Source organism: Catenuloplanes indicus (genome assembly GCF_030813715.1).
Taxonomy (GTDB): domain Bacteria; phylum Actinomycetota; class Actinomycetes; order Mycobacteriales; family Micromonosporaceae; genus Catenuloplanes; species Catenuloplanes indicus.
On sequence record NZ_JAUSUZ010000001.1, the window covers coordinates 8,553,702 to 8,567,097 of the forward strand.

General features: G+C 72.3%; 14 protein-coding genes. 10 read left to right on the forward strand and 4 right to left on the reverse strand.

Annotated elements, in window-relative coordinates; genetic code table 11:
* Positions 1–21: 21 nt before the first annotated feature.
* Complete coding sequence (locus J2S42_RS38440) at positions 22–1,221, forward strand: PP2C family protein-serine/threonine phosphatase (RefSeq protein ID WP_307247459.1); 1,200 nt, start codon at positions 22–24, stop codon at positions 1,219–1,221.
* A gap of 10 nt (positions 1,222–1,231) precedes the next feature.
* Here J2S42_RS38440 and J2S42_RS38445 read toward each other — a convergent pair whose 3' ends face one another.
* Positions 1,232–2,245, reverse strand: coding sequence for a LacI family DNA-binding transcriptional regulator (locus J2S42_RS38445; RefSeq protein WP_307247461.1), 1,014 nt, complete (start codon positions 2,243–2,245; stop codon positions 1,232–1,234).
* Between the two features lie 207 nt (positions 2,246–2,452).
* Here J2S42_RS38445 and J2S42_RS38450 point away from each other — a divergent pair, with 207 nt between their 5' ends.
* The 5 genes from J2S42_RS38450 (at position 2,453) to J2S42_RS38470 (ending at position 6,902) form a co-directional block, all read left to right on the forward strand.
* Positions 2,453–3,421 carry a glycoside hydrolase family 6 protein gene (locus J2S42_RS38450; RefSeq protein ID WP_307247462.1) on the forward strand — a complete coding sequence of 323 codons (969 nt, stop codon included), beginning with the start codon at positions 2,453–2,455 and terminating at the stop codon, positions 3,419–3,421.
* A 1,365-nt stretch (positions 3,422–4,786) separates the two neighbouring features.
* Positions 4,787–5,368: a TetR/AcrR family transcriptional regulator gene (locus J2S42_RS38455; protein ID WP_307247465.1), complete on the forward strand. Its 582-nt coding sequence runs from the start codon at positions 4,787–4,789 to the stop codon at positions 5,366–5,368.
* Positions 5,365–5,895, forward strand: a complete 531-nt coding sequence (locus J2S42_RS38460; protein ID WP_307247466.1) for a dihydrofolate reductase family protein — start codon at positions 5,365–5,367, stop codon at positions 5,893–5,895. Before J2S42_RS38455 ends, J2S42_RS38460 begins: the two co-directional genes overlap by 4 nt.
* 141 nt (positions 5,896–6,036) lie before the next feature.
* Positions 6,037–6,495 carry a Scr1 family TA system antitoxin-like transcriptional regulator gene (locus J2S42_RS38465; RefSeq protein ID WP_307247468.1) on the forward strand — a complete coding sequence of 153 codons (459 nt, stop codon included), beginning with the start codon at positions 6,037–6,039 and terminating at the stop codon, positions 6,493–6,495.
* A gap of 56 nt (positions 6,496–6,551) precedes the next feature.
* Positions 6,552–6,902, forward strand: a complete 351-nt coding sequence (locus J2S42_RS38470) for a Scr1 family TA system antitoxin-like transcriptional regulator (protein WP_307249265.1) — start codon at positions 6,552–6,554, stop codon at positions 6,900–6,902.
* On the opposite strand, the gene J2S42_RS38475 is transcribed toward J2S42_RS38470, so the two are convergent.
* Positions 6,882–7,172, reverse strand: a complete 291-nt coding sequence (locus J2S42_RS38475; RefSeq protein ID WP_370879347.1) for a DUF397 domain-containing protein — start codon at positions 7,170–7,172, stop codon at positions 6,882–6,884. The two genes, J2S42_RS38470 and J2S42_RS38475, sit on opposite strands and share 21 nt — an antisense overlap.
* A gap of 33 nt (positions 7,173–7,205) precedes the next feature.
* Positions 7,206–7,892: a TetR/AcrR family transcriptional regulator gene (locus J2S42_RS38480; protein ID WP_307247472.1), complete on the reverse strand. Its 687-nt coding sequence runs from the start codon at positions 7,890–7,892 to the stop codon at positions 7,206–7,208.
* A 66-nt stretch (positions 7,893–7,958) separates the two neighbouring features.
* On the opposite strand from J2S42_RS38480, the gene J2S42_RS38485 reads away from it, so the two are divergent.
* Both J2S42_RS38485 and J2S42_RS38490 read left to right on the forward strand, forming a co-directional pair.
* Positions 7,959–8,903 (forward strand): NADP-dependent oxidoreductase, encoded by a 945-nt coding sequence (locus tag J2S42_RS38485; protein ID WP_307247474.1) that lies wholly within the window; start codon positions 7,959–7,961, stop codon positions 8,901–8,903.
* A 7-nt stretch (positions 8,904–8,910) separates the two neighbouring features.
* Complete coding sequence (locus J2S42_RS38490; protein ID WP_307247476.1) at positions 8,911–11,082, forward strand: ATP-binding protein; 2,172 nt, start codon at positions 8,911–8,913, stop codon at positions 11,080–11,082.
* Positions 11,083–11,232: 150 nt separating this feature from the next.
* Here the strand turns inward: J2S42_RS38490 and J2S42_RS38495 are convergent, their stop codons facing one another.
* Positions 11,233–12,342 (reverse strand): winged helix DNA-binding domain-containing protein, encoded by a 1,110-nt coding sequence (locus J2S42_RS38495; protein WP_307247478.1) that lies wholly within the window; start codon positions 12,340–12,342, stop codon positions 11,233–11,235.
* Positions 12,343–12,688: 346 nt separating this feature from the next.
* On the opposite strand from J2S42_RS38495, the gene panD reads away from it, so the two are divergent.
* Entirely contained in the window at positions 12,689–13,108 is a 420-nt protein-coding gene (gene panD / locus J2S42_RS38500; RefSeq protein WP_307247480.1) for an aspartate 1-decarboxylase, read from the forward strand.
* A 28-nt stretch (positions 13,109–13,136) separates the two neighbouring features.
* A complete protein-coding gene (locus tag J2S42_RS38505; protein ID WP_307247482.1) occupies positions 13,137–13,352 on the forward strand; it encodes an MbtH family protein in 216 nt (71 codons plus the stop codon).
* The last annotated feature ends 44 nt before the right edge of the window (positions 13,353–13,396 follow it).

The following is a 13,396-nucleotide window of genomic DNA, read 5'->3' on the forward strand; positions in this document are numbered from 1 at the left end:
TAGGGATCGGCCGGAGGCGGCATGAGCAGCTTGGAAGTGGTGCGGCAGCTGCTGCACCAGTCACATCGTGCCCGGCCGGAGGACCTGCCGGGGATGGTGATGGCCGCCGCCGTCCAGCTGGACGCCACCGCCCTGATCATCTACCTGGTCGATCACCAGCAGCGGCACCTCACTCCGCTGCTGGGCCCCGGCACACCGGCCCGTGAGCCGCTGCTGGTCGACGGGACGCTGGCCGGCCGCGCGTACAGCTACACGGACACCATCACGGTGGACGGCGACGACCGGGTAAGGGCCTGGGTGCCGGTGCTGGACGGCGCCGAGCGCCTCGGCGTACTCGAGGTGGTCGCGGACGCGCCGCTGACCGCGCAGGCGGTCGAGGACTGCAAGGCGGTCGCCTCGCTGCTCGGCGAGATCGTCGAGACCCGGAGCCTTTACACCGACACCGTCGAGCGGGTACGCCGCCGCGAGCCGATGCGGCTGCCGGCCGAGATCCTGCGCGCCCAGCTGCCGCCGCTGACGTTCGCCACCGACCGGCTGGTGGTCAGCGGCATCCTGGAGCCCTGCTACGACGTGGCCGGGGACGCGTTCGACTACGCGGTCAACGGCGACATCGCGCACCTGGCGCTGTTCGACGCGGCCGGGCACGGCTCGTCCGGCGGGACCCGCGCGGTCATGCTGGCCACGATGGCGCTCGGCGCGTACCGCAACGCCCGCCGTTCCGGCCTGGACCTGATCGGCACCTACCATCACATCGACGGCGCGGTCCGCGCCTACGACCGGGCCGGGATGATCACTGCGGTGCTCGCCGAGCTGGATCAGCGGACCGGCGTGCTGAAGGTCATCTCCGCGGGTCATCCGAGCGGCATCGTGCTGCGCGGCGGCAAGGTCGTCAAGGTGCTGCCGACACCGACCGCGCTGCCGGTACCGCTCGGTGACCTGCGCGCCCCGGTCGTGGTCGAGGAGATGCTGGAGCCCGGCGACCAGCTGCTGCTCTACACGGACGGCATCACCGAGGCCAGGTCCCGCGACGGCGACCTGTTCGGCGTGGACCGGCTGATCGACTTCGCGGTCAAGGCGGTCGCGGACCGGCTGCCGCCGCCGGAGACCGCGCGCCGCCTGGTCCACGCGATCCTCGCCCACCAGGACGACACGCTCCAGGACGACGCCACCGTCCTGCTGGCCGAGTGGCGCGACACCCCGCCGACCGACCTGCAACCCTGACCCGGCCGGCTCAGGCCGTACCGCGCCGCACCAGGTGGGTGGGGAGGACGACCGGCACCCGGTCCTGCCCGTCGATCACCCCGAGCAGCATGCGGGTCATCTCGCCGCCCAGCGCCTGGATCGGCTGGTGCACCGTGGTCAGTGGCGGATCGGTGCGGGTCGCGATGCCCAGGTCGTCGAAGCCCACCACCGCCACCTCGGCCGGTACGGCCCGGCCGGCCGAGGCGAGCGCACGCAGCGCCCCGGCGGCCATGTTGTCGCTGGCCGCGAAGACGGCGTCGAGATCCGGGTGCCGCTCCAGCAGCGCGGTCATCGCCGCCGCGCCGCCGGCCTCGGTGAAGTCCCCCTCCGCGGTACCGTGCGGGGTGAGCCCGGCCATGATCAGGGCTTCCCGGTAGCCGCGGTGCCGGGCCTCGGCCACCTCGGTGCCGCGCTCGCCGGTGATGGTGACGATCCGGGTGCGGCCGAGCCCGATCAGGTGCTCGGTGGCCAGCCGGGCCCCGCCGGCGTTGTCCGCGTCGACGTACCACCGGGGCCGGAAGTGCGCCGGCAGGCCGCCGTAGACGGCCGGTAGGCCGGCCTGCTGCACGATCCGGGTCAGCGGGTCGTCGCCGTGCAGCGCCATCAGCATGATGCCGTCGACGCCCCGGGTGCGCAGCAGGTACGTCAGCCGGGCCCGCCCGCGGCCCGCGCTGGCCAGGCACAGCAGCAGGTGCAGGTCGGTCTCCTCGAGCGCCGCGGACACGCCCACGATGACCTGGGCGAAGAACGGGTCGGCGAACAGCTGCGGATCGTCGTGCGAGACCGCGAGCGCGACGATCCCGGTTCGGCGGGTGGCCAGCGCGCGGGCGGTGCGGTCCGGAAGGTAGCCGAGCTCCTCGACGGCCCGCTCGACCGCGGCCCGGGTGGCGCGGCTGACGTGCGGCGCGTTGTTGATCGCCCGGGACGCCGCTGACCGGGACACACCGGCCCGCGCCGCCACCTCGTCGAGGGTGGGCTGCCGCCGGAGCGCCTCTGCCGCCATGTCGATGCCCGGCCCTTCCCACCCGCCGTGAGCGAACGCCGATCGATCATATCGACCCGGACGGGCGCCCGGCGATCCCGGAAGCGCTTCCGGCCCGGCGCCGCATCGGTTCGTACCATCGATGGGTTGCTCCTTGCCCCGGACGGTTTTAGATTGATGAATATAACTGGAAGCGCTTCCAGTAAACCTGCCTCGGGAGAAGTGACAATGACACGTCTGATCCGTCCTTGGACGCTGGCCGCCGCGCTGGCGCTCACCATCCCCGCGGTCCTGCTCGGCGCGCCCGCCGCGCACGCCGACCCGATCAGCCAGACCAGCGGCTTCTACGTCAACCCGAACTCCAGCCCGGCGTCCTGGGTGGCCGCCAACCCCGGCGACGGGCGTGCCGCGGCGATCCGCACCCAGATCGCGCAGCGGCCGATGGCCAGCTGGTTCGGCAACTGGAGCGGCGACATCGCGGGCGCGGTCGGCGGCTACGTCGCGGCCGCGGACGCGGTCGACAAGCTGCCGCTGCTGGTCGCCTACAACATCCCTGGCCGGGACGCGTGCGGCGGCCACTCCGGCGGCGGCGCGGGCAGCGTCGCAGCGTACGACGCGTGGATCTCGTCCTTCGCGTCCGCGATCGGCAACCGCCCCGCCGTCGTGGTCGTCGAGCCCGACTCGCTCGGCGACTTCAGCTGCATGAACCAGTCGCAGATCAACGACCGGGTGGGCATGCTGTCCCGCGCCGTCGCGCAGTTCCGGTCCAAGGCGCCGAACACCTGGGCCTACCTGGACGCCGGCAACCCCGGCTGGGTCAACGCCCAGACCATGGCGCAGCGCCTGAACACCGCGGGCATCGGCAACGCGCGCGGCTTCGCGCTCAACGTGTCGAACTACTTCACCACCGGCGAGAACACCAACTACGGCGGCCAGGTCGCCGCGGCGTTGCGCAACTACGGCCACACCAAGCCGTTCGTGATCGACACCAGCCGCAACGGCAACGGCGCCAACGGTCAGTGGTGCAACCCGGCCGGCCGCCGGATCGGCACCCCGACCCAGCTCGGCGGCGGTGCCGAGATGCTGCTCTGGCTCAAGACGCCGGGCGAGTCCGACGGCAACTGCGGCGTCGGCGGCGGCTCCTCGGCCGGCCAGTTCCTGCCCGAGGTCGCCTACAAGATGATCTACGGCTACTGAGACCGGAAGCGGGTTTTCCCGCTTCCGGCGGCGCGGGTTCCGCACGCTCCCGCGGGCCCCGGTCCGATGCCACTCAGCTTAAGTTGATTATGGGCTCTGACCTGGCTCTTCACGCCGGCCAGGGACTCGCGGCCCTCATCGGGTCCGTTTCAAGATCAAAATATGCTGAGTGGCATGGGGTGCCGGTCGTCGCTGGCGTTCCTCCCGCCGGTCTGGCCGCAAGCCCGCCACCGCCATCGCTCTGCTCTGCTTACCTGACCGCCCGCCCTGCCCAAATACCGACATTTCCCTTGCGCCCCCTTCGCCGCCAGGCAACCAGTCGAAATGCCTCACCACCAGCGCACGGTCCAAACTTCGAAGGCGCACGGCATGCCCCGGAGACCCGGCCCGCGCGGAGACCCGACCCGGTCTGGAGGTGCGATCCGGTCTGGAGGTGCGATCCGGCCCGGAGGTGCGACCCGGTTTGGCGCGGGCACGCCGGCACCGCACGGGCGCCGGGCGCCACGCGGACGCGCGAAGCGCGGCGTCGGGTCGCGCGGCACGCCCGACGCGGCGCTGCGCAGTGGCGACACGCCGTGGCTGCCCCGGAGCGCGTGCGAAGCCCGCGTCCGAAATATCGCCATGTCTGGCGCCGCCTTCCAGTGTCCGTGCCCACGGGAATCCCGCCCGTTCACCTGAGTGATCAATCAGTGGAGCAAAAAGGAGGTCAACTTCGATATTTGATCTCCTTTTCGCACCACTGATTGATCACTCAGGGCCGGCGGCGCCGCCTCCGCCCCGGGCCGGCCGAGAGCCGCCGGGCACCTCGCCCCCGATATCACGATATTTCGGGCGCGGCGGTACGGCGGCGGCCGGCCCGGTGGTGCGGTACGAGATCCGTATGCCGCCGGCGACTCCTTCGATCCGTACAAATCGGCCACCCGGAGTGCGCGCATGCATCATCGGCATCGGTCCGGGACCTGTCGCACGCGAAGCACGCGATCGGCGGGGCGGTACGGGTGTGCACTCCCGGTATCGGAGCGGGACCGGCTGGGAGGAGCGCCGGCGACGACCGGCGCCCAATACCGCTTAGCTCAAGTCGATCATGGACTCTGACCTGAGTTCTTCACGAAGCGCCCCACCGCGTCCGCCCCCTGCCCGCCGAACCGGACAGGACGGCATCTGCGCCGGGCAGGAATCGCGGCCCCACCGGGCCCGCTTCAAGATCAAAACAAGCTGAGTGGCGTTGGGCCCCGGTCGTCGCCGGCGCTCCTCCCTGCCGGTTTCGCGGCGCACGAGCACACCCCGTGCGCCCCCGCTCCTGCGCCGTTAGTAAATGACTGATCATTTATTAACTGATACAGTCGCCGGGAGAGGGGGGGCGACATGGCCCGGCCGCGCACCACCAGTGACACCGACATCCTCGCCGCCACCGGGCGCGCCATCGGCGCCCACGGTCCCGGCGGCCTCACCCTGGCGCACGTCGGCGCCGAGGCCGGTGTCTCCCCGGCCACGCTGTCCCAGCGATTCGGTTCCAAGCGCGGCCTGCTGCTGGCGTTCGCTGCGCACGAGGCCGCCCACGCCGCCGCGCCCTACCGCCGGGCTCTGGCCGCGCATGCTTCACCGCTGGCCGCGTTGCGCGCCGTCGCCGAGGAGTACGCCGCCGCCATGTCCACCCCCGAGGAGATGGCCAACCACCTCGGCATGCTCCAGCTCGACCTGTCCGACCCGGAGTTCCGTGCCCACGCGGCCGCACACGCGCACGCGGTGGACGCCGCGCTGCGCGACCTGCTCGCCGCCGCCGTCACCGCCGCCGAGCTGCCGCCCCGCACCGACGTGGCCCGCCTGTCCCGCGCCATCAAGATCACCATCGACGGCTCGCTGCTGCGGTGGGCCCTCACCGGCGACGGCGATCCCGCCGCCCAGCTCCACGACGACCTCGACCACCTGCTCCGGAGAACCGCATGACCTTCACCGCCACCGTCTTCATCGGCACCAGCCTCGACGGCTACATCGCCCGTCCCGACGGCGACATCACCTGGCTCACCTCCCGCGGCGAGCGCGCCGGCGATCTGGGTTTCACCGCGTTCCTCGACTCGGTCGACGCCGTCGTGCTGGGCCGCAACACGTACCGGACGGCGGTCTCCTTCGGCCCGGAGAACTGGCCCTACGGCAACCGTCACGTCGGTGTCCTCAGCACCACCCTGGCCGCCGACGCCGACCCGCGCGTCACGGTCTACCGCACCCTGCCCGACCTCATCGCCGACCTGGACAGCCGCGGCGTCCGCCACGTCTACCCCGACGGCGGCCGCCTCATCCAGAGCCTCCTGCGCGCCGGCCGCATCGACGCCTTCATCCTCAGCATCGCCCCCGTCCTGATCGGCGCCGGCCATCCCCTCTTCGGTCACCTCCCGCAGGACGTCCCCCTGCACCTGACATCCGCCACCGACGCCGGCGGCGGCTTCGCGCAACTGCACTACACCGTGCAGAGGTAGCCGCTGTCCCGACGCCGGTCACGCCATTGCCACGAAGAGTGATCCCCACCGACGAAAGGTGCAGAAAGTAGTCACGCTTCAACTCTTTGTAGGAATGCGGCATCATCGAACGCAGTGAGTCGATGGCCGAGAGGCGGAACCGTGGACATCCAGCACGCGAGCCCCATCATGCTGCGCCGCCGCCTCCGCACCGCATTGCGAACCCTGCGCGACGAGCGCCAGCTGTCACAGCGGGACGTCGCCGCGGCACTCGACTGGGCACCGTCAAAATTGCACCGACTGGAGTCCGGCGAGACCGGCATAACCGTCGTCGACCTACGGTCACTGCTCGCGTACTACAACGTGACCGACCCCGCACAGATACAGAACCTCATTCAGATCGCCCGGTACGCACGCCGCCAGCTGTACGGCGGATACAGCGACATTCTGTCCGCTCCGCTGCTCACCTGGCTCCAATACGAGGGTGCCGCCTCAACCATCAGATCCTTCGAGCCGGTGCTGGTTCCCGGGCTGCTTCAGACCGAGGAATACACCACCGCGCTGATGCGGCTCCACCCCGTCCCGTCGGACACCGAGGAGGTCCTCGCCAGGCGGGTTTAAGCGCGACTGGACCGGCAGGCAACCCTGACCAGGGAAGACGCTCCGAAAGCCTCTTCATCCTCGACGAGGCGGTGCTCCAACGGCATGTCGGCGGCCGGAACGCAATGGCGAGTCAGCTTCGTAAGCTGCTCTCCGTTGCGGACCTCGGCAATGTCGAGATCAGGGTGATCCCGTTCCGGAACGGAGAGCGTCTCGGACTCTGGGGGAGTCTGATGATTCTTGAGTTCGCGGCACCGGAAGACGAAGAGATCGCCTTCGTGGAATACCAGATGGGTGACTCGATCATCGATGGAGGTGCCCATCTGGTCGCGCCCTACCTGAAGAAGTTCTGGTCGCTGGAGACGATCAGTGCCTCGGTTGAGGAAAGCGTCGCCCTGGTCGAGGACTCACTCAGGAAGCTCTCGTGACGAAGATTTCCACCTGCCCGCCGGCGTAGCGAAGCCAGTCCACGCGGCGGGCGAGACGGTGAGCCGAGGCCCGGCCGCATCCTTGGAGTCCCTGATCAGAACCGTGTGGTTCGTGGTGAATGCAACCTCCACGCAGTTGCTCGTCGAGCTTCGCGTGCTCTTACGCCACGGCGTGGACAGATGCGGGGACACTGAGATCTCCGAGCCGTCTGCACGGGCGGGCGAGCTTCGGACCGAAGGGGGTACCGGTTGCAGCCGGGCCCCCTTCACCCCGGGGCCGGGCGGGGCGAACGGGCGCCGGACTCACGCCGGTGACGGCAGGCCCAGGCCGGTCAGGACGATGTCCGCCAGGCGGCGGGCGCGGGCGGACCGGTACTCGGGGGTGCCGGTGTCCGGGTGGAGGCCGGCGCCGGCGCCCGCGGCGATGACCAGCAGCACGTCGGCCGCGGTAACGTCCGAGTGGAGCACGCCGGCCGTGCGGGCGCGGCCGACCAGCATCGCGAGGTCCTGGCGGAACGCGGCGATCCGGCCGGCGTGGCCCGGCAGCGCCGCGGTCGCCGCCCGGATCGCGGCGGTGCGCACGGCGCCGTCCGATTGCGCCTGGAACGCGTGCTCCACGTACGCCCGCAGCGCCCGTGCCGGGTCCGGGTCTGCGATCGCCCGGCGCACCGAGGCGTCGCACGCCCGTGACTGCTCCGCGACCACCGCGTCCATCAGGTCCCGCCGCGCCGGGAAGTGCCGGTAGAGCGTCGCCGCGGACACGCCCGCGTCCCGCGCCACGTCGCGCACCAGCACCGCGTCGCCACCCGGCCCGAACAGCCGCCGCGCCGCCGTCAGGATCCGCCGCCGGTTGGCCACCGCATCCCGCCGCATCCGCACCGGCGCCGCGTCCCGCACGGACGTGGCGTCCCGCCGTACCCGCGAAGGTCTGTGGTTGTCGTGGTTCCGAGACGGCTTCGGGGTGCCGTCTCTCAGTTCGCCGCGATCCATGGCCGCCGCACCTCCCCGCTTCCTACGGTTGCCGCGATCGTTCCGACGACAACGAAAGCACACACCATGAAGGCACTGCTGTTCACCGCCCACGGCGGCCCCGAGGTCCTCACCGTCGGCGACATCCCGGCGCCGCACGCCGGCCCCGGCCAGGTCCGGATCGCGGTCCGCGCGGCCGGAGTCTCGCCGGCGGACGACGCGGTCCGCTCCGGTGCGTTCAAGAACATTCCGCTGCCGTACGTGGTGGGCCTCGACGCCGCCGGCACGGTCGACGAGATCGGCCCGGGCGTCGACGGCGTGCGGCTGGGCGACGAGGTCTACGGCATCCGCCCGGCCGGTGCCACCACCGCGGAGCACGCGGTCCTCGACCTGTGGGCCGCCAAGCCCGCCGCCTGGACCTGGCCGCAGGCCGGTGGCGCGGCCGCCGCCGTCGCCACCGCCACCCACGCGCTGACCGAGCTGCGCGTCCGCGCGAACACCACGCTGCTGCTCGACGGCGCGAGCGGGGGAGTGGGCGCGGTCGCGGTCCAGCTCGCCGTGGCCCGCGGCGCCCGCGTGATCGGCACCGCGAGCCCGGCGAACCATGCGTTCCTCCGTGACCTCGGCGCCGAGCCGGTCGCCTACGGCCCCGGCCTGGCCGGGCGCATCGGTACGCGGGTGGACGCCGCACTCGACGTCGGCGGCCACGGCGAGGTCCGCGCGCTGGTCGCGCTCACCGGCGGCCCGGCCACGGTGCGCACGCTGGTCGCCCGCAACGCCGTGCACGGCGTGGAACTGCTGCGCGTCGACCCGGCGGGCGTGCCCGCCGCCCTGGCCGCGGCAGGCCGGCTGGCCGAGGCCGGCCGTCTGGCGATCCCGGTCGCCGCCGAGTACGCGCTCACCGAGGGCCCGGCCGCGCACGCCCGGATCGCGACCGGCCACGCGCGCGGCAAGGTGGTCATCACCGTGTGCGGCGCCGGGAAATCGCCCAAACGGCAGAAGCACTCAGAAAAAGCGCCCGAGTGCCGATAGTGCGGGCATGTCGACCGGCCGGGGGTGGGCGGGCTGGCGGGGCGCCACAGTGCTCGCCGTCCTCGTCGCCGTGGCCGGGATCGTGCTCGCGCTGGCGGCCGGCGGGATCGTCGCGGCCGGGCAGCGGGACGCGGCCGAGGAGCAGCTGCGCGAGCGGACGAACACGATCGCGACCCGGCTCGCGGCCGAAGCCCGGCGCTACACGGACGCGGTGTCGCTGGTAGCGGCGTCGTTGAGCAACCGGTCCGTGGTGACCGCGCCGGTGTTCGGTACCGCGGTCGCGCCGGTCGAGCGCATGCTGCTGCCCGGCGCGACCACGGTCGCGTTCCTGGCCCCGGTCGCCCGCGGCGACGTGGTGGAGGCGCAGCGGCGGTGGCGGGCGCGCGGCGCGATCGGGCTGAGCCTGCGCCCGGTCGACGTGGCCGCGCCGGAGCACGTGTTCTTCATCTTCGACGCGCCGCTGGACGGCGGTGACGATCAGATGGCCGGTGCGGACGTGTCCACCGCGGACGAGGCGGTGGCGGCGCTGCGCGGCGCGCGGGACGGCCGGCGGCTGACCGTGTCCGACGCGTACTGGCTGCTGCGCGACGCGGACGTGCCGGTCGAGGCGCGGCAGTTGTCGTTCGTGGTGACCGCGCCGGTCTTCATCACGCCGGAGCCGGGCGCGCGCGAGTTCGCCGGCTGGGTGCTGATGGGCTTGCGCGGCCTGGACTTCCTCACCGGCGCGCTGGACACCGGCACGCCGGAGCTGGTCGACGTCACGCTGAGCGCGACCGTGCGCGGCGCCCGCGCGGACGTGGCCACGCTGCGCGGCACCGCGTCCGGCACCCGCGACCTGACCGGCAGCATGCCGATCCGGGTCGGCAACCGCGCCTGGACGCTGCGGTTCGCGGTGCCGGCCGGTGCGCTGCAGTCCGCCCGGGCTGCGGTGCCGGTGGTGCTGTCCACGGCCGGCTCCGCGGTGGCGGTGTGCGTCGCCGCGCTGATCTGGGTGCTCGCCACCGGCCGGGCCCGGGCCCGCGCGCGGGTGGACGCCGCGACGCGGGAGTTGCGCGCGTCCGCGCGGGCCGTCGAGGCGGAGCGTGCGTACCTCGTACAGGTGCTGGATCTGCTGGATCTGACCGTGGTGACGTGTGACGCGGCCGGCCGGGTGGTGCACATGAACCGGACCGGCCGGTCGCGGTTCAGCGGCCCGCACGAGGCGCTGCACGTCCGGGACACGATCGAAGGGATGGGCCTGACCCGGCCCGACGGTACGCCGCTGACCGTGGAGGACGCGCCGCTGCTGCGGGCGCTGCGGGACGAACCGGTGCACGCGGAGGAGATGGTCCGGCAGATGCCGGACGGGTCGGTGCGCCGGCTGCTCACCCACGCGCGCGCCCTGCGCGACCCGGACGGGGTGATCGTCGGCGCGGTCTCCTGCGCCTACGACGTGACGCCGCTCCGCGAGCGGGAGGCGGAGCTGGCCGCGTTCGCCGGGATCGTCGCGCACGATCTGAAGAATCCACTGGCCATGGTCATCGGGTACGTGGACCTGCTGCTCGACGACCTGTCCGTCAACGCGGAGCTGACCGAGGAGCACCTGCGCACGCTCGGCCGGGTGCTGTCGACCGGCCGCCGCATGCGCCGCCTGATCGACGACCTGCTCGGCATGGCGCACGCCCGGGACGGCGCGCTCCGCCCGGCGGACGTGGACCTGCGCGCGCTGGCCGGTGAGGTGGTGGCGGAGCGCCTGGCCACGGCCGGTGACCCGGCGCCGCGGGTGTACGTCGGCCCGCTAGCGCCGGTGCACGGCGACGCCGGGATGCTGCGCCAGGTCGTCGACAACCTGATCGGCAATGCGATCAAGTACACGCCGCCGGGCCGCGCCGCCCGGGTCGACGTGACCACGACCGTGCTGCCGGACGGCCGGGTACGCCTGGAGGTCGCGGATCGTGGCATCGGCATCCCGCCCGGTCACCACGCTCAGGTGTTCAACGACTTCCACCGCGCCCACCCGGCCGACGGCTACGCCGGCACCGGCCTCGGCCTGTCCATCTGCCGCCGGATCGTGGAGCGCCACGGCGGCAGGATCCACGTGGAGGACAACCCGGGCGGCGGCGCCCGCTTCTGCGTGACGCTCCCGGCGGCCACCGGCCCGGTGCCCTCACCCCAGCTCCCGGTGGATGCGCCGGTCTAGTTCGTGTTTCGCGGCCGGCGAGATGCGGCGCCGGCGCTTCCGTGCGGACTGGACGCCGGTGTGCCGTACTGCCGAATCCGTCCACCGTGCCGCGCCGCGAATCCGCTTGATCGCCGCGCTTCCCGCCCGTACCGGTGGATGGTCGTCTCGTCAGGTGAGAACCCGCACCTCAGCGGCCGGCAGGCCCTTCTGCCACCAGTGGCCGTAGCGGGCGTAGACCGCCGGGTCGCGGCCTGCCAGGAATGCGCGCAGGGACCGCGCCTCGCCGGTCAGGCCGTGCCAGGCCGCCTCGCCGAGCGGGTGGAACGCGGTGATCTCGACGCCGTCGCTCGTGGCCCGCCACACGCCGGCGACCTGGCCGTCGACCAGCACGGCCGGAAGGACGTCGCCGTTCCGGCGGAAGATCACCGGGCGGTACGCCGGCGGCACCACGCGGCTGCGGTCGGCGTAGGCGAGCAGGATGCTGTCCCACATCGGCAGCAGGCGGGGTGGCGCGACCGTGTCCTCCTCCGGGAGGACGCCGCCCGGCACGTCCAGCAACCGGCCGTCGAGCCGCACCAGCCGGTCGCCGAGCCCGGTCACGGCGTGCCGGATCGCTGACTGAGTCAACAGGCTGAACTGCCCGATGTCCTGGAGCGTCGCGGGCCCGAACGCTTGCAGATAACGGATGACGAGGTCCTGCGCCGCCTCGTCCGGTGACCGCGAGCCCTGAGCGGCGACATAGGTGGCGGGCGGCGGGCCGTACGCCCACGGGCCGCCGGTGGGCACGTGCCGCAGCGGGGCGAACGTGCGCAGCGCCCACCACACCCACCGCCCGGGTACGCCGGACCGCTCCGCCAGCATCGTCTCGATGTCCGCGCCGGTGCGTGGTGTCGCGGCGAACTCGGTCAGCGCGGGCAGCAGCCCATCACCGTCCACATCGGACAGCCCGGTGCTCCGGTATCGCTGGTCGTAGAGCCGGCCGTCGCGCAGCCGGTGCGCCATCGCACCGTGCAGGACCGGCCAGTCGTCCGCGTGCACCGCGTGCAGCGTCATCCGGACCAGCGTGGCCCGGACCACCGTGCCGTCCGCGAACGCGGCGTCCAGTGTGGCCGGGTCGAAGCCGGACAGCCGGTTCCACAGCGCCAGGTACGGCGACGCGGGTGACTGGGCCTGGAGCGCGACCACGCGGCGGGCGCCGTCCGGCGTGGACAGCGGCTCGCGTGCGAGCAGCAGCTGGCGGGCGAGTGTGGCGCGGTTGAGCCGGGTCGTCGAGGTCATCGGTGACAGTGTTCCGAAACGCGGGACCGGATGCGGGGAGAAATCGGTTTCGCCACGTGATCGATCGTTCATCGTGGCCGGTGGTGCCGGGGTGGATGCGTGGTGTGGCACACGCATGGTGATCAAGACCTTGCGGGACCGTACGACCATGGTTAGCCTAGCCTAAGTTCCGGAGGAATCGACGGATGTGATCCGCCGTCGGGGCATCTTCCTCCTCGTCTGCGAGGTGCTGGATCCACCAGTGGCAGCCGGTACGGGGCCTTACCGCCGCGTACGGGCCGATGACGTGTGCCCGCCGAACGCATCGACCGGCGTGCGCGCCGAATGCATCACGACAGGAGACGAAGTGCAGCGCATCGTGCTCAACGGAAAGATTCACCGCGCCACCGTCACCCAGGCCGATCTGCATTATGTGGGATCGCTGACCATCGACGCCGACCTGATGAAGGCGGCCGACATCGTCGAGGGTGAGCGCGTCCAGGTCGTCGACATCACCAACGGCGCGCGCCTGGAGACCTACGCCATCACCGGCCCGGCCGGCAGCGGCGTGATCGGCGTCAACGGTGCCGCCGCGCATCTCGTCCACCCCGGTGACCTGGTCATCGTCATCACCTACGCGATGCTCACCGAGGCCGAGCTCGCCGGTCACACGCCCCGCGTCGTGCACGTCGGCGAGGGCAACCGGATCGTGGCGCTCGGCGCGTCACCGTCCGAGCCGGTGCCCGGCCGGCCCGAGCTGACCGACGGCGCCCTCGCCGCCCGGTAGACATTTCCCGGACATTGGAGAAATCGCGATGACGAATCCGTTCGACGACGAGAACGGCGTATTCCTGGTGCTCGTGAACGACGAGGGTCAGCATTCGCTCTGGCCCGAGTTCGCCGAGGTTCCGGCCGGTTGGCAGACCGTGTTCGGCCCGTCCGCCCGGGACGCCGCCCTGGCCTACGTGGAGCAGCACTGGACCGACATGCGCCCGCGCAGCCTGCGGGAGGCGATGGACCGCGCCGACTGACCGAACCGGCAAAACGGACGATCCCCGAGCAGAGAGCGGTTGCG